The 24,748-nt window shown below is 65.6% G+C and carries 15 protein-coding genes and 1 tRNA gene; 10 read left to right on the top strand and 6 right to left on the bottom strand.

The window, feature by feature from the left end:
- Positions 1-50 precede the first annotated feature (50 nt).
- Positions 51-127: transfer RNA gene (locus C8J45_RS04220), tRNA-Arg, on the top strand.
- An 86-nt stretch (positions 128-213) separates the two neighbouring features.
- On the opposite strand, the gene C8J45_RS04215 is transcribed toward C8J45_RS04220, so the two are convergent.
- Positions 214-3,054, bottom strand: coding sequence for a TonB-dependent receptor (locus C8J45_RS04215; RefSeq protein WP_107961964.1), 2,841 nt, complete (start codon positions 3,052-3,054; stop codon positions 214-216).
- Between the two features lie 354 nt (positions 3,055-3,408).
- Between C8J45_RS04215 and C8J45_RS04210 the strand changes: the two genes are divergently transcribed.
- A complete protein-coding gene (locus C8J45_RS04210; protein WP_107961963.1) occupies positions 3,409-4,224 on the top strand; it encodes an SGNH/GDSL hydrolase family protein in 816 nt (271 codons plus the stop codon).
- Between the two features lie 9 nt (positions 4,225-4,233).
- Positions 4,234-5,859, top strand: coding sequence for an alpha-L-fucosidase (locus tag C8J45_RS04205; protein WP_107961962.1), 1,626 nt, complete (start codon positions 4,234-4,236; stop codon positions 5,857-5,859).
- A 457-nt stretch (positions 5,860-6,316) separates the two neighbouring features.
- Here C8J45_RS04205 and C8J45_RS04200 read toward each other — a convergent pair whose 3' ends face one another.
- The 3 genes from C8J45_RS04200 to C8J45_RS04190 are packed head-to-tail and all read right to left on the bottom strand — an operon-like array spanning position 6,317 to position 11,130.
- On the bottom strand, positions 6,317-9,202 hold the full coding sequence (locus C8J45_RS04200; protein ID WP_107962257.1) for a TIM-barrel domain-containing protein: 2,886 nt from the start codon (positions 9,200-9,202) through the stop codon (positions 6,317-6,319).
- A gap of 36 nt (positions 9,203-9,238) precedes the next feature.
- On the bottom strand, positions 9,239-10,861 hold the full coding sequence (locus tag C8J45_RS04195) for a DUF5597 domain-containing protein (RefSeq protein ID WP_107962256.1): 1,623 nt from the start codon (positions 10,859-10,861) through the stop codon (positions 9,239-9,241).
- 11 nt (positions 10,862-10,872) lie between these two features.
- Positions 10,873-11,130 (bottom strand): hypothetical protein, encoded by a 258-nt coding sequence (locus C8J45_RS04190; protein WP_107961961.1) that lies wholly within the window; start codon positions 11,128-11,130, stop codon positions 10,873-10,875.
- Between the two features lie 119 nt (positions 11,131-11,249).
- On the opposite strand from C8J45_RS04190, the gene C8J45_RS04185 reads away from it, so the two are divergent.
- Genes C8J45_RS04185 through C8J45_RS04165 form a run of 5 tightly spaced genes read left to right on the top strand, consistent with a single transcriptional unit; the run spans position 11,250 to position 16,396 of the window.
- On the top strand, positions 11,250-12,416 hold the full coding sequence (locus C8J45_RS04185; RefSeq protein WP_258191276.1) for a fumarylacetoacetate hydrolase family protein: 1,167 nt from the start codon (positions 11,250-11,252) through the stop codon (positions 12,414-12,416).
- Between the two features lie 4 nt (positions 12,417-12,420).
- On the top strand, positions 12,421-13,206 hold the full coding sequence (locus C8J45_RS04180) for an SDR family NAD(P)-dependent oxidoreductase (RefSeq protein WP_107961959.1): 786 nt from the start codon (positions 12,421-12,423) through the stop codon (positions 13,204-13,206).
- A 1-nt stretch (position 13,207) separates the two neighbouring features.
- A complete protein-coding gene (locus C8J45_RS04175; protein WP_107961958.1) occupies positions 13,208-14,095 on the top strand; it encodes an SMP-30/gluconolactonase/LRE family protein in 888 nt (295 codons plus the stop codon).
- Between the two features lie 43 nt (positions 14,096-14,138).
- Complete coding sequence (locus C8J45_RS04170; RefSeq protein WP_181321085.1) at positions 14,139-15,554, top strand: sugar porter family MFS transporter; 1,416 nt, start codon at positions 14,139-14,141, stop codon at positions 15,552-15,554.
- Positions 15,554-16,396 (top strand): aldose 1-epimerase, encoded by an 843-nt coding sequence (locus C8J45_RS04165; RefSeq protein ID WP_107961957.1) that lies wholly within the window; start codon positions 15,554-15,556, stop codon positions 16,394-16,396. Before C8J45_RS04170 ends, C8J45_RS04165 begins: the two co-directional genes overlap by 1 nt.
- 76 nt (positions 16,397-16,472) lie before the next feature.
- On the opposite strand, the gene C8J45_RS04160 is transcribed toward C8J45_RS04165, so the two are convergent.
- A complete protein-coding gene (locus C8J45_RS04160) occupies positions 16,473-18,251 on the bottom strand; it encodes an IlvD/Edd family dehydratase (protein ID WP_107961956.1) in 1,779 nt (592 codons plus the stop codon).
- Positions 18,252-18,315: 64 nt separating this feature from the next.
- Positions 18,316-19,407 carry a LacI family DNA-binding transcriptional regulator gene (locus C8J45_RS04155; protein ID WP_107961955.1) on the bottom strand — a complete coding sequence of 364 codons (1,092 nt, stop codon included), beginning with the start codon at positions 19,405-19,407 and terminating at the stop codon, positions 18,316-18,318.
- 178 nt (positions 19,408-19,585) lie between these two features.
- Here C8J45_RS04155 and C8J45_RS04150 point away from each other — a divergent pair, with 178 nt between their 5' ends.
- Both C8J45_RS04150 and C8J45_RS04145 read left to right on the top strand, forming a co-directional pair.
- Positions 19,586-21,139, top strand: coding sequence for an aldehyde dehydrogenase (NADP(+)) (locus C8J45_RS04150; protein ID WP_107961954.1), 1,554 nt, complete (start codon positions 19,586-19,588; stop codon positions 21,137-21,139).
- A gap of 357 nt (positions 21,140-21,496) precedes the next feature.
- Positions 21,497-24,619 carry a PAS domain-containing protein gene (locus tag C8J45_RS04145; RefSeq protein WP_107961953.1) on the top strand — a complete coding sequence of 1,041 codons (3,123 nt, stop codon included), beginning with the start codon at positions 21,497-21,499 and terminating at the stop codon, positions 24,617-24,619.
- Positions 24,620-24,748 lie beyond the last annotated feature (129 nt).

Below are 24,748 nucleotides of genomic sequence, written 5' to 3'. Positions count from 1 at the left end.
TGATCGAGGTTCCAAGCCCGCACAATCCGCGCTAGTCGTCGCCGCAGCGCGCGCCCGTAGCTCAGCTGGATAGAGCAAGGAGCTTCTACCTCCTCGGTCGGGGGTTCGAACCCCTCCGGGCGCGCCAACCGCTTTCCCGAAATCCCGACGTACAAAAAAAATGGCCGGATCGTGAGATCCGGCCAGTCGTGGGAGAGACGGTGAAAGAGAAGATCAGAAGGTTATGCGCGCGGTCCCGCTGATCCGGCGATCGTTCAACTGCACGTCGCGCGGCCGCGTCTCGACGCCGAAATAGGTCGCGCGACGAGTGTCGAGCAGGTTGGTACCATCGACGCCCAGCGAGAAGTGATCGGTGACGTTGTAGTTCACCGACGCATCGAGCTGACCAAAGCCCTTGTTGATCACGGGGAGCGATCCGGTGCCGTTGCCGGCGGTCGTGATCACGTATTTACTGCGCCAGTTATACGCCGCACGCGCGGACAGCTTGCCCTTCTCGTAGATGCCGACGAGATTGTAGCTGTACTTCGACAGCAGTTCGAGCGGCACCGAAACGGCATTGCCCGACGTATCGGCCGCCAGCGGGCTCGGGGCCTTGCTGTCGACATAGGTGAAGTTCGCCTGCACGCCGAAGCCGTCGAGCGGCGCGGGCAGGAAATCGAAGAACTGGTTGTACGCGACCTCGAAGCCCTTGATCGTGCCCTTGTCGCCATTCGCCGAGGTGGTCACGCGGTAGTCGTACGCATTGCCGTTCGGATAGGTGATCGTCTGGTCGACCGACACGGTCTGGATGAAATTCCGGACCTTCTTGTAGAATACCGCACCGGTCAGCGATCCCGCCTTGGCGAAATACCATTCCAGCGATCCGTCGAGCTGATCGGCCTTCAACGGCTTGAGCAACGGATTGCCGAAGGTCGCGGTGTAGGGACCGGAAACGACCGAGCCATCGGCGTTGCGGCCCGGTTCCGAGAACGACACGCTTGCATTCAGCTGGCTGAAGGTCGGGCGGGCGATCGCCTTCGATGCCGCCACGCGAGCCTGAAGCTTGTCGGTCAGGTGGATGCGGATGTTCGCGCTTGGCAGTACCGACGTGTAGCTCTGATCGTAGCTGACCGGCGTCGTGGTCGGATCGTTGTTGGTGCCAGTGGCCGGATTATACGTGCGGTTCTCGATGAACCCGGACGTGTTCAGCTCGGTCTTGACGACGCGCAGGCCAAGCGTACCGTCGATCGGGATCGGCAGAGCGTTCGCCGCGAACTTGGCGGTCGCATAGCCGGTATAGGTCTTCTGGCTCTGCTCGTTCAGGCTGCTCGGGACATAGGCAACCTTCGAATCGATCTGGAGCTGCTTCAGCGTCGCGTCGTAATCCAGCGTGGTCGCCGCCGGGAACGCCAGGACGTTGCCGAACAGGTCGGCATTGCCGCGGAAGAAATCGCTCAGATTGGCCTGCTCCTGATCGCCATCGCCGATCGCGCGACCGACATACACGAAGCGATAGCCGGCATCCTGCGTGCTGTTCTTGCGATCGGCAAAGCGACCGCCGACCTTGATCGACTGGAGGAAGCCGTCGCCGACCTTGTATTCGACGTCGAGCCGCGCGGTCTTGTCGGTGGCGGTCGAACGATCGATATGATCGAGATAATAGCCGACGCTATACTGGCTCGGGTCGGTCAGGCTGGTCGCGTTGGTGATGTTGACGATCGGGATCGTCCCAGAAATATCCTGGTACAGCGTCACCGGCGACGACGCGAGCGAGACGATCGAGCGCAGGTTCTTGGTCGTGCCGCGCACATACTGACCATCGGCGGTGATCGTCAGCTTCGAGGACGGCGTCCATTTCCCGTTCAGCGAATAATCGGTCGTAATCGAATGCCGCCGGGTCAGGCTGGTGTTCGACGCGGTCGGCACGTTGGCGAAGGTTCCGCTCTGGAAATCGCCATTGGGTGCGTAGGTGAATGCCGCGCCAGCCGCAGGCGTGATCGCATCGCCGCCGGTGTACGCAAAATAGCTATAGTCCTGCCACTGGAACTTATAGTCCGAACGCAGCACTTCGCCGGTGAACTCCAGCGTGCTGGTCGGGCGCCACTGGATGGAGACGTCGGTGCCGAAGCGCCGCCGATCGCCGAGCGTCTGGCCGATGCCGGTACCGTGCGGCAACGTCGTCACCTGACCGGTACGACCGAGCGCCGCCAACGTCGCGGCGTCCGATGCCACGGCCGGATTCAGCGTGTAGAACGGCTCGGTCGAGATCACGTCCTGGCGGAATGCGGTCTTCTGGTACGCGACGTCGACCAGGATGCCGATCTCGCCGATGCCGGTATCCCAGCGGTCGCTGAGCAGCAGCGAACCTGATGGCTTGCTCTTCTTGTACAGGTCGAAATAGCTGTTGGTGACGCTGGCCGAAGCACGGAAGCCGTCGAAGTCGAACGGTTTGCGCGTGCGCAAGTTGATCGTGCCACTGATCTGGTCCTCGATCATGTCAGCCGCGGGGTTCTTGTAGACGTCGACGCCGGCGAGAAGCTCGGACGGCACGTCCTCGAAGCTCAGGCCGTTGCTACCGCTGGCGGTAAAACTGTCGCGACCATTGATCTCGGTGCGGACCTGCGTCAGGCCGCGGATCGCGACGCTGCTGCCTTCGCCGTAGCTGCGCTGGATCTGGATGCCCGAGATACGCTGCAAGGCTTCGGCGACGTTGCGATCGGGCAGCTTGCCGATGTCTTCAGCGACGATCGAGTCGACGATCTGGTCGGAGTTGCGCTTGATCGCCTGCGCGCTGCGCAGGCTGGCACGGACGCCAGTCACGACGATGTCGTCGCCGCCGGGGGCCGAGGCCGCCTCGACGGGCTGGCCGGAATCGCCGCTCGGTGCGGCGACCGCACCGCTGGTGGCCTGCGCATCGGGTGACGCTTGTGGTTCGGCAGCCGGAGCAGCAGCAACGGGAGCAGCAGGCGTTGCATCCTGCGCGAACGCGGCTGGCGTCAGGCTCAGGGCCAGCACGGCGGCGGAGGACCCGGTGAGCAGACGGAGCGCGATCTCGCGCTGCGAACGGACGAACATGACAAACCCTTTCAACACATCGATTGACCACGCCACGCTGCCGTGTCGCCGCCGATTGCTTCCCGGGGCAGTTGCGTTCCGGGTACGCGGAGTCCCGCGTCAAGTTTCGATGGTACGGCTCGGATCGACGACCCTGCCCGTTCCCTCCTTCGACCTCTTGAGCTAGCGTTAGCGCTAACGGCCTTAATTTGTCATATCACGAAGTTTGCGGTTGTGAAGAGGGATTCCTCTCGGGATACTCCCCTCGGATAGAGTATAGCGTCGATGGTAGCCGTAACTTTTGGTTATAATAGATTAAACTCCGTCATCTTCGGAGATTGTCAGACATGAAACGGTTTGGGGAAACGGCAGCATATGATCAAAACACGATTGCTACGTGCGGTATGCGCGTCGTTGCTCGCGGGCTGCGCGCTGCAACCCAGTATCGCGCAAACCCGGATTCCAGGCGATCCTTACACCGGTGATCCGGTCGGGATCGTCGCGGATCCCTGCCCGATCCACCCCAGGCCGACCGACGGGACCGGCTGGGAGCGGTGGAAACTGCACATGCTGACGCGCGATTTCGCCCAGCTCTGCCGCTACGCCGCACAGAACGCAGCGCTGCTCGGCTCGGGTGGGAAGGTGCGCGTAGTGTTCATGGGCGATTCGATCACCGACAACTGGATCGGCGCGGATGCCGCATTGTTCACCGGCGGCCTCGTCGATCGTGGGATCAGCGGCCAGACCACACCGCAGATGCTCGTCCGCTTCCGCGCCGACGTGCTCGCGCTGAAACCGCGCGCGGTCCACATCATGGCGGGCACCAACGATATCGCGGGCAATACCGGCGCGGCGACGATCGAGACCGTGCAGGGCAATATCATGACGATGGCCGAACTCGCGCGCGCGCATGGCATCAAGGTGATCCTCGCCTCGATCCCTCCCGCCGCCGCGTTTCCCTGGAGCCCGGCGATGAAGCCTGCGCCGCAGATCGTCGCGTTCAACACGTGGCTGCGCGGTTATGCCGCGAAGAACGGCTTCACCTATGTCGACTATCACGCCGCGCTTGCAGGGCCCGATGGCGGCATGAAGCCCGGCTATGCAACCGACGGTGTCCACCCGACGCCACAAGGCTATGCCGTAATGAAGCCGCTCGCGCGCGCCGCGATCGCGAAAACCCTCGGTCGGTAAGGACAGAAGATGGATTTCAGCAGGCGGTCGGTTCTTGCCGGCATAGCGGCGCTCGGCGCGGCGCGTGGCGCGGTCGCGCAGAGTCCGATGGGACACGCCGCCGGGCCGGTGAAGCCCGAATGGTCGTCGCTGGTCAACGCGTATCGCTATCCCGACTGGTTCCGCGATGCGAAGCTCGGGCTATGGTCGCACTGGGGGCCGCAGGCGGTGCCCGAGCAAGGCGATTGGTATGGCCGCTTCCTGTATATGCAGGGCCATCCGATGTACGAGCATCATCTCAAGACGTACGGCCATCCGTCGAAGACCGGCATGATGGACATCATGAACCGCTGGACCGCGGACCGCTGGGATGCCGACGCGCTGATCGAACGCTACAAGAAGGCCGGCGCGAAATACATCATGTCGCTCGCCTGCCATCACGACAATCTCGACTGCTACGACAGCCGCTATCACGACTGGAACACGTTGCGCGTCGGGCCCAAGCGCGATGTCGTCGGTATCTGGGAGAAGGCCGCGCGGAAGGCGGGGCTGAAGTTCGGCGTCTCGAACCATGCCGCGCACGCCTGGCACTGGTACCAGACCGGCTACGCCTATGATCCGACCGGGCCTTTGAAGGGCGTCCGCTACGACGCGTCGACGCTCCGGAAAGCGGACGGCGCGGGAAAATGGTGGGACGACCTCGATCCGCAGCATCTCTACACCGGCGCGCACATGGCTGCACCCGACGGGGTCGACAGCATCGCGGCGATGAACGCGTGGCATGAAGCAAATGATGGTCAGTGGATGGAGCACGGCCCCAAGGATGCACCCGGCTATGCCGCGAAGTGGCTGCTCCGCCAGACCGACCTGATCGACAAGTACAAGCCGGACATGGTCTATTTCGACGATTACGAACTGCCGTTCGGGCCGATCGGGCTCGAATCCGTCGCCGACTATTACAACCGCTCGATCGCATGGCACGGCAAGATCGACGTCGTCCTCACCGCGAAGAAGATCCAGCCGGCGCATCGCTTCGGCTTGGTCGAGGACGTCGAGCGCGGGTTCACCGACCATATCTGGGACGAACCGTGGCAGACCGACACCTGCCTCGGCGACTGGTTCTACAATGTCGCCCGGCTCCGCGACAAAAGCTACAAGAGCGCGCCCGAGGTGATCCAGCGGCTCGCCGACGTGGTGTCGAAGAACGGCAATTTGCTGCTGTCGGTGCCGCAACCGGGCGACGGCTCGATCGACAGCGAGGTCGAGCACATCCTCGACGGCATGACCGACTGGGTGGCGATCAATGGCGAAGCGATCTTCGGCTCGCGACCGTGGCGGCGCTATGGCGAAGGTCCGACGATCCTGCCGACGGGGATGCAGAACGAAACGGTGAAGCCGTTCACCGCGCGGGACATCCGGTTCACGACCAACAAGGCCGCGCTGTACGCGATGTTCCTTGGTTGGCCCGAGGGTGCGGCGACGATCGGCTCGCTGGCACGGACGGTGAATGGTGGCGTGGTCGAGCGGGTGACGCTGCTCGGTGGCGGCGTGATCGCGCATCGGCAGGACGCGAAGGGCCTGCATGTGACAATGCCGCCGAATACGCGCGGGCGGTTCGTGCCGGTGCTGAAGTTGGAGGGGCGTAGGCTGGTCTAGGTCCGCCGCCCGCCAATTTGACGAGATACCATTCCAACAAAACCCCCACCCCGGCGAAGGCTGGGGCCCAGTTGGAAAGGTCGCGGTAACGAAGCGATCCGTATTGTTACCGCCGTCCCCCAACTGGGCCCCGGCCTTCGCCGGGGTGGGGGTCTTCTGGTGGTGAGGGACAGAACGTCCGCCGCACAAACCCTGTCATGCCGGGCTCGTTCCGGCATCCACCGCGCCGCACACTCCACAAACCGCAAGAGTATCCGACGCTAGTTCCCCCGCGAAAGCGGGGCCCAGGGTTACGAGCAATGGCGTACGTAGCTCTCACACCCCGCTTTCGTGGAAGAATGGGTAGTGGCAGGGCAGTCTTACCGCGTTCCGACTGAGCTTCGATCCGCGGCACCCTGGATGCCGGAACAAGCCCGGCATGACGGAGGGGCCCCGACCGCCCCGCCCCGGCCAGCCCTTACTTACCGGGCCGCTTCACCTCCACCGCAGCTCCACGATACGTCACCGTCGCATCGCCCGCCCCATCGAGATCCAGCGGACGCCCAGCCGTCATCCACTGCACCCGCACCGTCCGGCTCGCAGGCATGGTCTTGTACCCTTGCCCTTCGCGAGCCCCCAGCGTCACCACGCCGGTCGCATCGTCATACGTCACCGGGATCCGGCTGTACGCACCACCACGATACTGCTCGCTGGTGCCGTCATCCTCGTACAGTCCGAAGCTGCCGTTCGCGCCGGTGTAGACCGACAACGTCAGCGGCGCGTCGGGCTTCTGGTCGACATACTGCGTGACCGGCCCCATCGGCACGATCGCGCCGGCCTTCACGAACAGCGGCATCCGCTCGAACGGCGCGGCCACCGTGACCGTCTGCCCGCCGCGATACACCTGCCCGGTCTGGAAATCATACCAGCTCGCGGTCCCCGCCGGCAGGTACACCGCGCGTGACCGTGCCTTGTACTCGGTCACCGGCGCGACGAGAAAGCTGTCGCCGAACAGATATTCGTCGTTCACCTTCCGCGCCTGCACGTCGTTCGGATAGTCCATCACGAGGCCGCGCATGATGCTGCCGTCCTTGAACCACGTGTCCGCCGCGACCGTGTAGATATAGGGCATCAGCCGGTAACGAAGCTGGTCGTACCAAACCATGGATTGCCGCATCGGCGAGCCTTCCGGCGAAATCTCGTAGATTTCGCGGTACGGCGCCTCGCCGTGGCTGCGGAACAGCGGGCTGAACGCGCCGAACTGGAACCAGCGCAGGTTCAGCTCGCGCCATTCGTCGAGGTTCGCCGCGGTCGGCGTCTTGGTCGCATAACGATCCTCCAGCGCGAACCCGCCGATGTCGTGCGTCCAGTTCGGGATGCCCGACATCGAGATGTTCACGCCCGCCGAGATTTGTGCGCGCAGATCGTACCAGCGGCTCGCCACGTCGCCAGACCACACCGCGGCACCCTCGCGCTGCAACCCGCCAAACCCCGACCGCGTCAGGATGAAAGGCCGGACGTCGGGCTTGTACTGGCGCCAGCCGTCATAGACCGCGCCGACATGCACCAGCGGATAGCTGTTAAAATACTGCGCGCCCGGCCCGGCCGCTGTCGGACCCATCGTCGCGATCCGCTCGGGGATCGACAGGTTCGAATGGATGTCGGGCTCGCTCGCATCGAGCCACCACGCATCGGTGCCGATCTTCGCGAGGCTGTCCTTGATCTGCCGCCAGTAGATCGTCCGCGCCTCGGGTGCATATGGATCGTAATCGGTGTTCAGATAGCCCGGCCCGACCCAATCCTTGTTCCCGTAATCGAGGTTCCCGCGATAGGTATAGCCCTTCGCCGCCAGCTCCTTGTAGTTCTCGGTCGTCGGATAGAATTTCGGCCACACCGAGATCATGAAGCGCGCGTTCATGTCGTGGATCTTGTCGACCATCTTCTGCGGCTCGGGGAAGCGCGCCTTGTCGAACGCATGGCTGCCCCATGCATTCTCGGGCCAGTAGAACCAGTCCTGGACGATATTATCGAGCGGGATCTTCAGGTCGCGATACGTCTTGACGACATCGACGACCTCGTCCTGCGTATTGTACCGCTGGCGCGACTGCCAGAAGCCGTACGCCCATTTCGGCATCATCACGGCCTTGCCCGTCAGCGAGCGATAGCCCGCAACGACATCGTCCATGTCCTTGCCGGGCACGTACCAATAGTTGACCGACTTCGCGATATCGCTGGTGAACCACACCGAATGGCGATCGGGCGCGGCGAGCGGATTATTGTGGAGCAGCGCGATATAGCCTGCGTTCGGCTCCCACTCGATCCGCACCTTGACCTGCTTGCCCTTGGTCATCGGCAGGTCGAAATTCGCGTACCAGGGGTTCCAGTTCTGGCGCCAGCGGTTCAGCACTTCCTTGCCGTCCGCGAACACCTTGAAATAGCTCGAGCCGTAGAGCTGGAACTTGTGCACGCCGCTAACGTCGGGCGTTACGTCGCCGGTCCACACGACCTTCTGCGTCTGCACCGCGTTGCCCGCGGTGTTCTGGCCCCCGGTCGCGGCGACCGTCTGCGCCTTGGCAGCGGCGGGCCACTTCGCCTGATCCTTGATATACTGGTAGTTGATCGACGCTTCCTGCTGCGTCACCGCCAGCCGATCGCCGAGATAATATTGCGCCGTGAAGCCGGGCTTGCCGCCGCTCGTGACCTTCAGGCCATCGGTACCCACCAGCGAATACGGCCGCGGATTGCCGAAGCGGGTGATCCCGTCATTATCCCACAACAGGCCGTAGTTGCGCGTCGAGACGACGAACGGGACGGCGATATCCATGTTGTGCTGCGCGAGTTCGACGTCCTCGCCGTTGTAATCCATCTGCGTATTCTGGTGCTGGCCGAGCCCGTAAAGCCCCTCGTCCGTGCCGCGGTTGAACTGCTGCGACGCGACGACGAACGACTTCCCGTCCGCACTGGTCGCGGCGAACGCCGGGGCGGCGGCCTGATCGAGCACGACCTTGCCCGCCTTGTCGAGGAAGCGGACGCGGCCGGTCTTCAAATCGACCTCGGCGGTGTCGCGCGCGGTCGCGACCAGCACGCGCTTGCCGGCGCGCGTGACCGTGTACTGGCCAGCGATGGGCGGCGTCGGCACCATCAGGCTGGGCGCGGTCGTCACGCGCGTCGGGCTGGCGACGACGTGGATGATCCCGTCACCATGCACCGTCACCTCGACCCAGCCCGCCGGACCGCTCGACGGCGCAACGCCGATCCCGTTCGCGATCGTCTCGAAACTACCCTTGGCCGTCTGCGCTTGCGCAACCGCCGGGGTGAGTGCGCTGCCAGCCAACAGCAGCGCGAAACCAAAAGCCTTCGTCATCATCGTTCCTTTGATATCGTCGAGCGTCGCGGCTCGTTACTTGTAGCTGCCCATGGTCACCTTCAGGATGACCGGCGTGATGAGGTTGATCCCGTAATCGGTCTGGTCGCCGTTCCAGATGCGGCTCATCACCCAGCGCCCGTCGACCACGCGGCCCTCCTCGACGCGGAATACGGAGCCGTTCTTCGGGCCATCCTTCGCGGTGCCGAAGTTCAGGCGGACGTGATCGCCGACCACGAGGAACTCGTTCGGCGACAGATGCGCGACCGCGACCCCGCCGACCGCTTCCTTCGCCCAGGCGGGCGGCTCGGACTTGATCCAGGTCCAGCCCTTCTGCCCGAACTGCCATTCGCCATAGCTCGTGGCGATCGTCCAGTTGCCCATCGTCGTGGTCTGGTTCGCGCCATCATCGGGCTTCGCCGCCCCCCAGGTCGGATGCTCGAAGGCGATCTTCGCCCAGTCGCGCCCCATCGTCGCCAGCACACCGTATTTGGCGCCGATCGCATCGACCGTTTCTGGATCGAGTGCCTTCGCCCCAAGCGGGTAGTTGAAATACCCGGTGTCATCCATGCCGAACGGCGCGTAACCGATTGCGCCGTGTCCGAGCGCCACCCAAAAGAAACGCGCAAATTCCTTCGCGTTGCCGATCTCGGGCACCATCAGCGCGTTGTCCGGCCGCGCATAGGCGTCGAGGTACAGCGCGACGTGGCCCGCATCGCGGTCGTAGATATCGGGCGCGGCGAAATCGATCGCGGGGGCCGCCGCCTTCCAGATATCGAGCACGTCCTGCTGCGGCCCGCCGCTCGCGACGCCGGTCGGATCGGGGACGTTCGACGGCCCGGCGAGCGACGCGTTGACGTACATCGGCAACGGCTTGATCGCCTTGCCGGCCGCCGCGATCTCATCGACGAACCGCGCGGTATGCCAGGTGTTGAACGCGCGATCCGCCTGCGCACCGAACATCTGCGTCCAGCTCCCGCCCGGCTTCTTCAGCGCCCTCGCCAGTTCGGCAGGCACGGGTTTCGCGAACACCGCATTCGCCTGCGGACCGTAATCGCGTGGCGAACGATAGCTGCCGACCTCGTTCTCGGGCTGTACCATGATCACCGTGTTCTGCGGGTCATGCGCCTTTAGGTATTTCATTACCTCGACGAACGCGCGCTTGTCCGCCTCCAGCGTCGCGCGGAACATCGGCGAATGGACGTAATGGTCGGTGCCGTCCTTCGCCTTCATCCGCGGGAAGCGCTTGTTGTCGGCCTTGAACCAGTCCGGCGTGTAGCCCGGCGAGGTGTTCTTCCACGTCCCGAACCAGAGCAGCACGATGCGCTTGTCATGCACGCGCGCCTGATCGAGCAACGTCTGCAGAAACGAGAGATCGAACTTGCCCTCGACCGGCTCGACCTGCTGCCACGCGATCGGGATCTCCACCGTGTTCGCGTGGATCCGGTCGAGCAGCGGCCAGACCTGCGGCAAGGCCGACGCATAATTGCTGCTGTTGTTGACCTGCCCCGCGAGCATCAGGAACGGCGCACCATCGACCATCAGCGCATGCCGGCCGTTCGTCGTCACCATACGTGGGATCTCGGTGGTGGTCTGCGCAGTCGCGACGCTGGAAATTATCGACGCCGACAGCGCCAGCCCGGCGAGTACGCTCTTCATACGAACCATCTTCAATCCTTTTGCGCAGAGGCGCGGTCGGCACAGCCGATCCCCCGCCCCTCGGTATCGGTGCCGATATACACGCGATAATTGCCCGCGAAGCCGTCGCGGACGGAGCAGAATGATATCGCTATCATCAAAATTCGGGCGTTGCCGGCTTCGAGCTGCACATCGCGATCATCATCCTCTCCCAGTTCCCCGCCCAGCTGCTCGTAGCAACGGTGTCGGCGCTCTTCGCACATATCATTTGTAAGATTAATGTCGTTCATTTACGGTTTGCGCAAGCCCGATCGACATCAGCTTCGCGCAACGGGATGCCACATTGGGGACTTGACGCTGTCGCTGCGCAGCATACGGTACCGCTAACAAACCTGGAGGGGATTACATCGTGGAGATCGCATTCGCATCGGCATGGGCCTTGCCCGCCGATTGGGAACAGGCGGCGTTGCTCGGCCGAATCGAATTGGGCGACGGGCCGACCCCGGTCATCGTCCGCGGCGGCCGCGTGTATGATATGTCGTACGTCGCACCGACCGTCGCCGATCTGATCGCGAGCGGCAAGTTCGATACTGCTGCCGGCACCGATCTCGGCCATCTCGACGACCTATCGCTCTCACCCGATGCCACCGCGGACGTCCGCCTGCTGAGCCCGATCGACCTCCAGTGCGTCAAGGCTTCCGGCGTCACCTTCGCCGTCTCCGCGCTCGAGCGCGTGATCGAGGAACGCGCGCGGGGCGATGCGTCGGCCGCCGTTGCGGTCCGCGCCCGCCTCGAAGAGCGCGTCGGTGGCAGCATCCGCTCGGTCGTCCCCGGCTCGCCCGAGGCCGCCGCGCTGAAGGCCGCGCTGATCGAGGACGGCATGTGGTCGCAATATCTCGAAGTCGCGATCGGCCCCGACGCGGAGATCTTCACCAAGAGCCCGACGCTTTCCACGATCGGCTGGGGTGGCGAGATCGGCATCCGCTCCGACTCCACCTGGAACAACCCGGAGCCGGAAGTCGTCCTGATCGTCGACCGCACCGGCAAGACTGTCGGCGCGGCGCTAGGCAACGACGTCAATTTGCGCGACTTCGAGGGGCGGTCTGCGCTCCTGCTCGGCAAGGCGAAGGACAATAACGCGTCCTGCTCGATCGGCCCGTTCATCCGCCTGTTCGACGAGACTTTCGGCATGGACGACGTTCGCGCCGCGCAGATCGCGCTGACGATCGAGGGTGCCGAGGGCTATCGGCTCGACGGTAGCAGTTCGATGGACCAGATCAGCCGCGATCCCGAGGAGCTCGTCCGCCAGGCGATGAGCGAGCATCAATATCCCGACGGCTTCGTGCTGTTCCTCGGCACGCTGTTCGCGCCGACGCAGGACCGCGACGAGCCCGGTCGCGGTTTCACGCATGCGGTCGGCGACGTCGTCACGATCTCCAATCCGAAGCTCGGTGCGCTCGTCAATCCGGTGACGACGTCGAAGGACGCGGCACCGTGGAATTACGGCATCGGCGATCTCATGCGCAATCTGGCAGGCCGGGGCCTGCTCGCGCCCACCAAGAACCAGGGAGCGTAAGCCCGTGTTGCAGAAGATCCAAGCCGCCGACCAGACGGCGATCTATCCCAGCCTCAAGGGCAAGCGCGTCTTGATCACCGGCGGCGCGTCGGGGATCGGTGCAGGCTTGGTCGAGGCGTTCGCACGGCAGGGCGCGCACGTCGCGTTCGTCGACATGGCCGAGGACGCGGCGAACGCGCTGATCGAAACGCTGACGCCCGACGTCGCGACCGCGCCGATCTTCGCATCGCTCGACCTGCGCGATATCGACGCCCTGAAAACGACGATCGCCGGAATCGAAGACCGGCTCGGCGGGATCGACATCCTGATCAACAACGCCGCCAACGACGATCGCCACAGCATCGAAGAGGTCACGCCCGCCTATTGGGACGAGCGGATGGCGACCAACCTGCGCCACCTGTTCTTCGCAGGCCAGGCCGTGGTGCCGTCGATGAAGCGCGCCGGCGGCGGCGTGATCCTGAACTTCGGCTCGATCTCGTGGCATCTCGCGCTGCCCGAACTGCTGATCTACCAGACTGCCAAGGCCGGCATCGAGGGCATGACCCGCGCGATGGCCCGCGACCTCGGTGGCGACGGCATTCGCGTGAACACGATCGTCCCCGGCAACGTCGAAACGCCGCGCCAGCTGAAATGGTACACGCCCGAGGGCGAGGCGGAGATCATCGCCGCACAGTGCCTGAAGACCCGTGTCCAGCCCGCCGACGTCGCCGCGCTGGTGCTGTTCCTCGCGTCGGACGATGCACGGATGTGCACCGGTCACGATTATTTCGTCGACGCCGGCTGGCGCTGACATGACGAACGAGATCACCGCGGAAAGCGTCTGCGACGTCGGCGCGACGCTCGGCGAAGGCCCGATCTGGATCGCGCGCGACGCCGCACTCTGGTTCGTCGACATCAAGGCACCGTGCGTGCACCGGTTCGATCCGGCGACCGCAACGCTCGACACGTGGGAAGCGCCCGATCAGGTCGGCTGGGTGATCCCCACCGACGATGGCGACTTCCTCGCGGGGATCCGCGGCGGCCTCCACCGGTTCGATCCGGCAACCGGCGCGTTCGAGCATCTCGCCGCGGTTCACCCCGAAACACCCGGCAACCGCCTCAACGATGCGGCACGCGATCCCTCGGGCCGTGTCTGGTTCGGGACGATGGACAATGCCGAGGCGGACCTCACCGGCCATGTCTATCACTGGCATGACGGCGCGCTGACCAAGACCGACATCCCGCCCGTCGCGATCACCAACGGCCCGGCGATCTCGCCCGATGGCCGCACGCTCTACGCCGTCGACACGCTCGGCAAGACGATCAGCGCGTATCCGATCGCCGCCGATGGCACGCTCGGCGCGCCGCGCGTATTCCTGACCGTCGGCCCGGACGACGGACACCCCGACGGCGCGATCTGCGATTCCGAGGGTGGCGTGTGGGTCGGTTTCTTCGGCGGCTGGGCAGCACGACGCTATGCCCCCGATGGCAGCCTTACCGATGTCGTCCGCTTCCCGGTGGCCAACATCACCAAGATCGCACTCGGCGGTCCCGATGGTCGCACCGCCTATGCGACGACCGCGGCCAAGGGGCTCGACGACGACGCCCGCGCGGCGCAGCCGCTCGCCGGCAATCTCTTCACCTTCCGCGTCGCCGTCCCCGGCGTGCTCGTCGACCCCATCACACTATTCACACTATAATGCGCAAAACGCCGCCAGAGCGTTGCACCAGAGAGGAAAACCAATGACCATTGCGGCAGATTCCGGCCAACACGTGAACCGAGCGCTTATCGCGATGATCGTCATCGTCGCGACGATCGGCGGCTTCATGTTCGGCTATGACTCGGGCGTCATCAACGGCACGCAGGCGGGGCTCGAAAGCACGTTCGCGTTGTCGTCGCTCGGCACCGGCTTCACCGTCGGCGCGATCCTGATCGGCTCGTCGGTCGGCGCGTTCATGGCGGGCAGGCTCGCCGACAATCTCGGCCGCCGCAACGTCATGATGATCGCCGCGGTGCTCTTCATCATCAGCGCTTTGGGTGCGGGCGCAGCGACTTCGGCGACGATGTTCGTGCTCGCCCGCATCATCGGCGGGCTCGGCATCGGTGCCGCCAGCGTGCTCGCGCCGGTCTACATCTCCGAAGTCGTCCCCGCGAACGTCCGTGGCCGGCTGTCGAGCGTGCAGCAGATCATGATCATCACCGGCCTGACTGGTGCGTTCGTCGCCAACTGGTATCTCGCGCGGATCGCCGGCTCGTCGACCGCGCTGTTCTGGCTCGACTATCCGGCGTGGCGCTGGATGTTCTGGATGCAGGTCATTCCTGCCGCGATCTATCTCGTGACGCTGTTCCTGATCCCCGAAAGCCCGCGCTTCCTGGTCCTCAAGGGGCGCTACGACGAAGCCGAGACCGTCCTTACGCGCTTGTTCGGCGCCACCGAAGCCAAGCGTAAGGTCGCCGAGATCCGCGGTTCGCTGTCAGCCGACGCGCATCGTCCCAAGCTGTCCGACCTGATCGACAAGGCGAGCGGCAAGATCCGCCCGATCGTCTGGACCGGCATCGGCCTCGCGATCTTCCAGCAGTTCGTCGGCATCAACATCGTGTTCTATTACGGCTCGGTGCTGTGGCAGTCGGTCGGCTTCAGCGAAAGCGACGCGCTGCTGATCAACATCCTGTCGGGCTCGCTGTCGATCGTCGCGTGCCTGCTGACGGTCGCCTTGGTCGACAAGGTCGGGCGCAAGCCGCTGTTGCTGATCGGCTCGGCGGGCATGACCGTCACGCTTGCGATCGTCGGCATCTGCTTTGCCAGCGGTGCGATCGTCGAGGGTTCGTTGCGTCTCTCAGACCAGAACGGCTTGATCGCGCTGATCGCGGCCAATGCGTACGTCGTGTTCTTCAACCTGAGCTGGGGCCCGATCATGTGGGTGATGCTCGGCGAGATGTTCCCGACCCAGATCCGCGGTTCGGGTCTGGCGGTCGCGGGCTTCGCACAGTGGTTCGCCAACTTCGCGATCTCGGTCAGCTTCCCGACGATGGCGATCTCGCTCGGCCTGTCGCTAACCTACGGCTTCTACGCACTGTCGGCCTTCGTCTCGTTCTTCTTCGTGTGGAAGATGGTCTCCGAGACGCGTGGTCGCGAGCTCGAGGACATGGAGGGCTGATGCTCCACCTCGAAGCGGGCGACTGGAAGGTCGCGCTCCAGCCGGAACTGGGCGGCACGATTGCCGCCCTCACCTTCCAGGGCCGCGACGTGTTGCGCCCGACGCCGGCGGGCGCGACCAACCCGCTGGAAACCGCGTGTTTCCCGCTGGTGCCCTACGCGAACCGCATCGCCGATGGCCGGTTCATGTTCGCGGGGGAGTCGTACGCGCTTCCCCGCAACATGGAGGGGCAGGATCATCCTTTGCACGGCGTCGGCTGGCTGCGCGGCTGGGACGTGCAGGCGTCGGATGCGGGCTTGGCGGTGCTGGTCCATACGCATGAAGCGGACGCGAACTGGCCGTGGTCCTACCGCGCCGAACAGCATGTCTCGCTCGACGAGTCCGGCCTTCACGTATCGCTGTCGGTGCAGAACACCACCGACCGCGCGATGCCCGCCGGACTGGGTTTCCATCCCTATTTCTCCGCCGATGCCGACACGCGCCTGAGCTTCGACGCGAAATCGGTCTGGCTTGCCGACGACGCGATGCTCCCGACCGAGCGTGCCGGCGCGAACCAGTTGGCCGATTGGTCGACGGGCGAAACGGTCGTACGCTCGACCTTGATCGACAACGCCTATGAAGGCTGGAGCAAGGACGCGACGATCGCGACGCGCGACGACACGATCACGCTGACGGGCGAGGGCACGCCCTATCTCCACGTCTTCACGCCGCCGGGTTTAGGTTTCTTCTGTGCCGAACCGGTGAGCGACATGCCCAATGCGCTGAACCTGGCGGACCCGACGATCCTGGCGCCGGACGAGACCCGGACGATCGCGATGTCGCTGACCATCGCGCAGGGCTGAACAAACTCATCCGCCCTCGGCGTCAGAAGGCGATGAGGGGGCAGGACGCCGTGCGCTGCGCCGTGCCCCCAAGCCCTCAGTGGTTATGACGAGGGGTCTTCGCCGAAATCCCGCGATACTTCACCGCGAAGTCGAGCACGCCGCCCTCGGCGAGCTGCCCGGTCTTCTCGCGGTACAGTTCCTCCCACGGCGTATTGCTCTCGGGCACAGGGGGCAGCCCCTCGCCCTTGCGTCGCGCGATCTCGTCCGGCGCGACCAGCGCATCGCACGTGCCCGCGACCAGATCGATCCGCACCACGTCGCCCGTCCGGATCCACGACAGTCCGCCGCCGACCGCGCTCTCAGGCGAGACGTTCAGGATCGACGGACTGTCCGACGTCCCCGACTGCCGCCCGTCGCCGAGCGTCGGCAGCGCCAGCACGCCGCGCTGGATTAGCGCGTCGGGTGGCTGCATGTTGACGACTTCCGCCGAGCCCGGCCAGCCGATCGGCCCCGCGCCGCGGATCACGAGGATACAGCCCTCGTCGATGTCGAGCGCGGGATCGTTGATCCGGTGGTGATAATCGTCCGAACCCTCGAACACGATCGCCCGCGCCTCGAACCGATCTTCCGCGCCCGGCGTCGAGAGATAGCGCGCGCGGAACGCCGGCGAGATCACCGAGGTCTTCATGATCCCGAAGTCGAACAGATTGCCCTTCAGCACCAGGAAGCCCGCGCGCTCCATCATCGGCGCGTCGAACGGCTTGATCATCTCGCGGTCGCGCGTCTCGCGGCCCGCGATGTTCTCGCCGATCGACCGCCCGGTGACGGTCAGGCAGCTCGTGTCGAGTTTCCCGCCCGCGATCAGCTCGTGCAGCACCGCAGGCACACCGCCCGCGCGGTGGAACCGCTCGCCGAGATACTTGCCCGCCGGCTGCATGTTGACCAGCAACGGCAGGTCATAGCCGTGATCGGACCAGTCCTCCGGGTACAGCGTGACACCGGCATGCTGCGCCATCGCCATGATGTGCGGCTGCGCGTTGCTCGATCCGCCGATCGCGCTGACCACCCGGATCGCGTTGAGGAAGCTGTCGCGGGTGAGAATCTTCGACGGGCGCAGATCCTCATACGCCATCTCGACGATCCGCCGGCCGGTCTCGTACGCCATCTGGCCGCGCTCGCGGTACGGCGCGGGGATCGCCGCGCACCCGGTCAGCGACAGTCCGAGCGCCTCGGCGACCGCGTTCATCGTCGACGCGGTGCCCATCGTGTTGCAATGTCCGGCGGACGGCGCGCTGTCGGTGGCGCGGTTGAGGAACTCCTCCTCGTCGATCTCGCCCGCCGCCAGCTTGCGCCGACTGCGCCAGATCACGGTGCCTGACCCGACCAGTTCGCCGTCATGCCAGCCGTCGAGCATCGGCCCGCCCGACAGCACGATCGCCGGGATATCGACGGTCGACGCCGCCATGATCCCCGATGGCGTGGTCTTGTCGCAGCCGGTGGTCAGCACGACCGCATCGATCGGATAGCCGTACAGCGTCTCGACCAGCCCCAGATACGCCAGGTTGCGATCGAGCGCCGCGGTCGGACGCCGGCAATTCTCGAAGATCGGATGGACCGGAAACTCCATCGCGATGCCGCCAGCGTCGCGGATGCCGTCGCGAGTCCGCTTGGCGAGTTCGAGATGGATGCGGTTGCACGGGCTCAAGTCGCTACCCGACTGGGCGATGCCGATGATCGGCCGTCCCGAGCGTAATTCTGCCGGGGTCAGCCCGTAATTCATGAAGCGTTCGAGATACAGCGCGGTCATGTCCGAGCGGGCGGGATCGGCGAACCAGTCGCGCGATCGGAACGGCTTCACCGGTACACGGTCCACTGCAAACTCTCCTAGACGCGGTCTATTATCCGATGGGAGCGCTACCGCGACCACCGGGAGTCGGTCAAGCGTGCACGCTCGCGGGTGGGCGGCGGCGCGGTGCCGCATCCGACTGTCGCCGGACCAGCGTATAGTCGAGCACGACGTGGCCGTTGTGATCCTTACCGCCGCCACGACGATGCGAGATCGCCGCCACGAGCAGTTCGACCGCCGCGCGCGACATGTCCGCGATCGGCTGATGGATGGTGGTCAGCTCCGGCCAGATCGTCGTCGCGAGCGCGCTGTCGTCGAACCCGCACACGGTCAGGTCGCCCGGCACGTCGAGCCCGCGGCGATGCGCGACCGCAACGCTTGCCGCCGCCATGTCGTCGTTGCTCGCGAAGATCGCAGTCGGCGGATCCTTCGCGTCGAGCAGTTGCTCCGCCCCGTCGAGCCCCGATCGATAGGTGAACAATCCGCCGACCACGAGGGAGTCGTCGGCCGGCAGCCCTGCATCCGCCATCGCCGCCAGATAGCCCTGGTGACGCAGCTCGCTTGCCGTCTGGTTCGGATTGCCGATGATGAACCCGATTCGCGAATGCCCCAGTTTGACGAGATGTTCGGTCATCGCGCGTGCTGCCTCGAAGTCGTCGATCGTGACCGCCGCCGACCCGCTCGGCGGCGAGCCGGTCGCCACGACGACGGTCGGCACGCCAGCCTCCGTCAGCACGTCGAGCACGGCGCGTGAATCGCACAGCGGTGGCGGCAGGATCACGCCGTCGATCCCGCTCTCGATCATGTGCCGTGCCACCTCGATCTCGTGATCGCCGATGTCGCATTTCTCGACGACAAGCTGCACGTCGCTGCGGCTCGCCTGTTCGAGGCTACCGACCAGGAACTCGCTGAGATAGGCCGAACTCGGATTGCTGTAGAGCAGCCCGATCCGCATCTGCCCGCCACCGGCGAGGCTGCGCGCGGCTCGGTTCGGGGCGTAGTGAAGCGTCGCGATCGCGGCGTTGACCGCGTCCCGGGTCGCATCGCGCACCTTGGCTTCGCCGTTGATGACGCGCGATACGGTCATCGGCGAAACGCCGGCGAGCGCCGCGACGTCGGAAATAGTCGGTGCTCCGCTCCGGCGTCCGGTTGCGGTGCGCGGCTTGCGCGTGATGGTCCCCATCACCGACGTCTAGCAGGGGAATGCGGGATAATCAGCCTGCAATCGATATCATCAGGCACATCACCGTCGGAGCAAGCTTGGGTTGCGTGTTATCGCTCCCAACCTTACTTCATGGCCAGCATCATTCGCGGTCCTGCCCTCGATCGGCAGGGCCGCTCCGAACGCTTGGAGATTTGACATGGACGGTACCTTCCCGATCGGCGCGCGCGCCGTAAGCAGCGACGTCACCTTCCTCGCGATCGATCCGTCGACCGACGCGAAGATCGAGCCCGCCTTCGCCGTATCGAGCGAGGCCGATGTCGCCGAGGCATGCAAGCTCGCCGAGGCCGCCTTCGACATTTTCCGCGAGACCGACCCGGAAACCCGCGCGAAATTCCTCGAGACGATCGCCGACGAGATCGAGGCGATCCACGAGCCGCTCGTCGCCCGCGCGATCCAGGAAAGCGGCCTGCCCCGCCCACGCCTCGAAGGCGAGCGCGGCCGTACCACCGGCCAGCTCCGCCTGTTCGCCAAGCATCTCCGCGCCGGCGCCTGGGCCTCGGTCATCATCGACGAAGCACAGCCCGATCGTAAGCCCGCCCCCCGTTCCGACCTGCGCCAGCGCCGCATCGCGGTCGGCCCGGTCGCGGTGTTCGGTGCCTCGAACTTCCCGCTCGCCTTCTCGGTCGCTGGCGGCGACACCGCGTCCGCACTCGCCGCCGGTTGCCCTGTCGTGGTCAAGGGTCACCCCGCGCATCCCGGCACGTCGGTGATGGTCGGCAAGGCGATCCAGGCCGCAGTCGCCAAGTGCGGCCTGCCCGAGGGCGTGTTCTCGCTGGTCCAGGGTCCGGCGAACGAACTGGGCGCAGCACTCGTCAAGGACGCGCGCATCAAGGCGGTCGGCTTCACCGGCTCGCGCGGCGGTGGCTTGGCCCTGGTGGCACTCGCCGCAGCCCGCCCCGAGCCGATTCCGGTCTATGCCGAGATGAGCAGCGTCAACCCCGTCATCCTGTTTCCTGCGGCGCTTGCGGCGCGCGGCGAAGCACTCGGCAAGGCCTATGTCGGTTCGCTGACGATGGGCTCGGGGCAGTTCTGCACGAACCCCGGTATCGTCGTCGCGGTTGACGGTCCTGACCTCGACAAATTCGTCGAAGCCGCCGCCGCAGCGCTCGGCGAAGCTGCGCCGCAGGTCATGCTGACCCCCGGCATCCATGCCAGCTACGACAAGGGCGTCGCCGCGCTTGCCGGTCACGACGCGGTCGAGACGCTCGCCCGCGGCACCGAGGCGGAGGGCGCAAACCGCGGTCGTGCGGCGTTGTTCTCGACCACTGGTAAGGCGTTCGTCGCCGACCCTGCGCTGTCGCATGAAGTGTTCGGGGCTGCCTCGATCATCGTCCGCTGCGCCGACCTCGCCGAGGTCCGCCAGGTTCTCGAACAGGTCGAGGGTCAGCTGACGATCACGCTGCAGATCGACGAAGGCGATTATGCCGACGCCGCGGCACTGGTGCCGGTGCTCGAGCGCAAGGCCGGCCGCATCCTCGCGAACGGCTGGCCGACCGGCGTCGAGGTTGCTCCTGCGATGGTGCATGGCGGACCTTTCCCCGCGACGTCGGACCCGCGCACGACCTCGGTCGGTACGGCGGCGATCGAGCGCTTCCTGCGCCCGGTATGCTACCAGGACCTGCCGGACGCGCTGCTGCCGAAGGCGGTCAAGCACGACAATCCATTGGGCCTGCCGCGCACCGAGGGCTGATCGACTCGAGAGTACGAGGAAGGTGGCGCCGTCACCGGGCGGCCCTTCCCTGTTCTCCCGCGAAGGCGGGAGCCCAGTCTGGGTCCCCGCCTTCGCGGGGAAACATGCTTGGGGTCGAACGATTTTTACTGGCCACCATCCCGGCTTACCGGCCACCACCCCGGCGAAGGCCGGGGCCCAGTTGGAGAGGTGGCAATAACGAAGGGCAACGCTCCGTTAGCAAGGTCACCCAACTGGGCCCCGGCCTTCGCCGGGGTGGTGCTAAGTGGGTATGCCCGGATGGATGCACGATGCGCCTCCCCTCCCCCCACACCCCTAATCATTGACACGCGCGCGCCGCATACCCACTAGTCCGGCATGACAACGCCTGACTCGTCGCGCACCATTTCCCTGCCCGCAGACCTCGGCAGCTACATCGACGAATTGACCGACGGAGGGCACGGCGACACCGCCGCCATCGTCCGCACCGCGCTCCAACAGATGCGCGACCGCGACGCTGCCTTGGCCGCACCAGCGGAAATCCTGATCGGCGGCGGCGAATGCGGGATGCTCGTCCGCCAGCGCGACTGGAGCGCGACGTCGCTCGGCCCGATCGACTCGTGGCCCGCCGAACTCCGCGTCACGCTCGCCAACATCCTCAACTCGCCCGTCGCCAAGGTCGTGATGTGGGGCCCCGAGCACATCATGCTCTACAACGACAGCTATCGCGCCGTCGCGGGAGACCGCCACCCGGCCGCGCTCGGCAGCCCAGTCGCGACCGCGTTCCCCGAAGTGTGGGACTGGAACCGCGCCGTCCTCGAAGCTGGCCTCCGCGGCGAGACCGTCGCCTACCGCGACCAGCCGATCCTGTTCCGGCGCCCCGACGGCCCGGAAACGCTGACGCTCGACCTGTTCTATACGCCCGTCTACTGCGCCGGTGGCGCGGTCGGCGGCGTCCTGTGCACGATGGTCGACAATAGCGGCCGCGTCGAAGCCGAGCACCGCCTCGCCGCCAGCGAAGCCGAATTGCGCCGTGTCACCGACGCCGTGCCGATGCTGATCTCGTACATAGACCGCGACCACGTCTATCGTCTTGCCAACGCGCAATATGACGAGTGGCTTGGCGTCGCGCCCGAGACGATGATCGGCAAGCCCGTCCGCGAAGTGCTAGGCGACGCGGTGTACCAGGATCGCCGCCCCTCGTTCGAGCGCGCGCTGGCCGGCGAGAGCTTCATCGCGCAGACCGTCTTCCCGCACCGCGATGGCCGCCCGCGCCGCTCCGAATTCCGCTATGTCCCGCATGTCCAGGCGGACGGTTCGGTCGCCGGCATCTACGTGCTCGGGATCGACGTCGAGGATCGCGCCGAGCGCGAAGCCGCACTCGGCATCAGCAACGGCCGGTTCCGCACCGCGATGGACGCGGTCCACGGCGTGCTCTGGACCAACAGCCCCGACGGCCGGATGATCGGCGAGCAACCCGGCTGGGCGACGCTCACCGGCCAGTCGATCGACGAATACCAGAATTTCGGCTGGGCCGACGCGATCCACCCCGACGACGTCGCATCGACGATCAAGGCTTGGACCACCGCCGTCCTGAACAAGTCGATGTTCGTGTTCGAACACCGCGTCCGCCGCCATTGCGGCGCCTGGCGTACCTTCGCGGTCCGCAGCCTGCCGATCCGTGATTCGGCGGGCGATGTCATCGAATGGGTCGGCGTCCACACCGACATCACGCATCAGCGCGCCGCCGAGGCTGCCTTGCGCGAACAGGCCGAAGCGCTCGCCCGCCAGGTCCGCCACCGCGAGCGCGCCGAGGACCAGCTCCGCCAGCTCAACGAGACGCTGGAGGCGCGTGTGATCGCGGAGATCGGCGAGCGCCGAGAGGCCGAAGCCAAGCTCGCGCAGTCGCAGAAGATGGAGACCGTCGGCAAGCTGACCGGCGGCGTCGCGCACGACTTCAACAATCTGCTCCAGGTGGTCTCGGGCAATCTCCAGCTGCTCGGCAAGAACCTCGCCGGCAACGAGCGTGCGGAGCGCTGGGTCGCCAACGCGATGGCCGGCGTCACGCGGGGGTCGAAGCTCGCGTCGCAGCTGCTCGCGTTCGGGCGTCGCCAGGCGCTCGAGCCCAAGGTCGTCAACGTCACGCGGTTCGTGCGCGGGATGGACGACATGCTGCGCCGCGCGATCGGCGAAGGCGTCGAGATCGAGACCGTGGTCGGCGGCGGCCTCTGGAACACCTTCATCGACCCTGCGCAGATCGAGAACGCGCTGCTCAACCTCGCGATCAACGCGCGCGATGCGATGGAGGGCCAGGGCAAACTCACCATCGAACTCGGCAACGCCCACCTCGACGACGCCTATGCCCGCAGCCACGAGGAGGTCGAAGCCGGGCAATACGTCCTGCTCGCGGTGTCCGACACCGGCTGCGGCATGAGCCCCGAAATCATCGAGAAGGTGTTCGAACCGTTCTTCTCGACCAAGAGCGAAGGCAAGGGGTCGGGCCTGGGTCTGTCGATGGTCTATGGCTTCGTCAAACAGTCCGGCGGTCATGTGAAGATCTATTCGGAAGTCGGCGAAGGCACCACGATCAAGCTTTATCTGCCGCGCGCGATGGAGAGCGAGGATGTCGAGGTCGTCGCCGATGCGGGGCCGATCTGCGGCGGCACGGAGACGGTGCTGGTGGTCGAGGACGACGACGAGGTTCGTACCACCGTGGTCGAGCTGCTGACCGATCTCGGCTACAGCGTGCTGAAGTCGGTCGACGCGGCCAGCGCGCTCAACGTGGTCGAAAGCGGCGTGCCGATCGACATCCTGTTCACCGACGTGGTGATGCCTGGAACCCTCAAAAGTCCGGAACTCGCGCGCAAGGCCAAGGAGCGGCTGCCCAATCTCGTGGTGCTGTTCACGTCGGGCTATACCGAGAACTCGATCGTGCACGGCGGCAAGCTCGATGCCGGCGTCGACCTGTTGTCGAAGCCGTATTCGCGCGAGGCGCTGGCACGGAAATTCCGCGAAGTGCTGGCCAATCGGCAGCGCGGCGACTCGCCTGCCGCAAAGGTCGCTCGCGATGCGCGGATCGAGGCGGAGCGACGGCTGGACGCGTCGGCAAGGCGCACCGTGTTGCTGGTCGAGGACGACGAGATGATCCGCGCGAACACTGCCGAGATGCTGCAAGGGAGCGGCTTCGTGGTGGTCGACGCGGCGAGCGCGGAGGACGCGATGACCGCGCTTCAGACCGTGCCGATCGACGCGCTGGTGACCGATATCAACCTGCCCGGCGTATCGGGACCGGACTTCGCCCGCACCGCGCGCGCGCTGCGACCGGGCGTGGGGATCGTCTTCGCGAGCGGCGATACCGCGTCGGTCGAGGGCGATACGGATGCGATCATGCTGGAGAAGCCGTACGGGCTCGACGCGCTGACGGCGGCGGTGCTGGCATCGTTGGGTGAAACGGCGCTGGCGGAGCCACTTGCGGCGGACCGGGTGGACCCGGCGGAGTGAAGTAGGTCGGGAGTTTGACGACCCTCCCCAGTCAAGGGGAGGATCGTCGGAAGAACCACCTGTTTCCGCGAACATTCCTGAAGCTTAGCGCCGCGGCAAAGCCGCGTCGTCGGACGGGGCTTTTGGCCC

It is taken from the genome of Sphingomonas sp. PP-CE-3G-477, assembly GCF_003050745.1.
Taxonomy (GTDB): domain Bacteria; phylum Pseudomonadota; class Alphaproteobacteria; order Sphingomonadales; family Sphingomonadaceae; genus Sphingomonas.
Note: the sequence above shows the minus strand (reverse complement) of the source record. Positions and strands in the feature narration are given on the sequence as shown.

What these genes read in the sequence shown, in the direction of transcription:
- C8J45_RS04215 (WP_107961964.1), bottom strand. Translation starts at nt 3,054, where the DNA reads ATGTTCGTCCGTTCGCAGCGCGAGATCGCGCTCCGTCTGCTCACCGGG.
- C8J45_RS04210 (WP_107961963.1), top strand. Translation starts at nt 3,409, where the DNA reads ATGATCAAAACACGATTGCTACGTGCGGTATGCGCGTCGTTGCTCGCG.
- C8J45_RS04205 (WP_107961962.1), top strand. Translation starts at nt 4,234, where the DNA reads ATGGATTTCAGCAGGCGGTCGGTTCTTGCCGGCATAGCGGCGCTCGGC.
- C8J45_RS04200 (WP_107962257.1), bottom strand. Translation starts at nt 9,202, where the DNA reads ATGACGAAGGCTTTTGGTTTCGCGCTGCTGTTGGCTGGCAGCGCACTC.
- C8J45_RS04195 (WP_107962256.1), bottom strand. Translation starts at nt 10,861, where the DNA reads ATGAAGAGCGTACTCGCCGGGCTGGCGCTGTCGGCGTCGATAATTTCC.
- C8J45_RS04190 (WP_107961961.1), bottom strand. Translation starts at nt 11,130, where the DNA reads ATGAACGACATTAATCTTACAAATGATATGTGCGAAGAGCGCCGACAC.
- C8J45_RS04175 (WP_107961958.1), top strand. Translation starts at nt 13,208, where the DNA reads ATGACGAACGAGATCACCGCGGAAAGCGTCTGCGACGTCGGCGCGACG.
- C8J45_RS04170 (WP_181321085.1), top strand. Translation starts at nt 14,139, where the DNA reads ATGACCATTGCGGCAGATTCCGGCCAACACGTGAACCGAGCGCTTATC.
- C8J45_RS04165 (WP_107961957.1), top strand. Translation starts at nt 15,554, where the DNA reads ATGCTCCACCTCGAAGCGGGCGACTGGAAGGTCGCGCTCCAGCCGGAA.
- C8J45_RS04155 (WP_107961955.1), bottom strand. Translation starts at nt 19,407, where the DNA reads ATGGGGACCATCACGCGCAAGCCGCGCACCGCAACCGGACGCCGGAGC.
- C8J45_RS04150 (WP_107961954.1), top strand. Translation starts at nt 19,586, where the DNA reads ATGGACGGTACCTTCCCGATCGGCGCGCGCGCCGTAAGCAGCGACGTC.
- C8J45_RS04145 (WP_107961953.1), top strand. Translation starts at nt 21,497, where the DNA reads ATGACAACGCCTGACTCGTCGCGCACCATTTCCCTGCCCGCAGACCTC.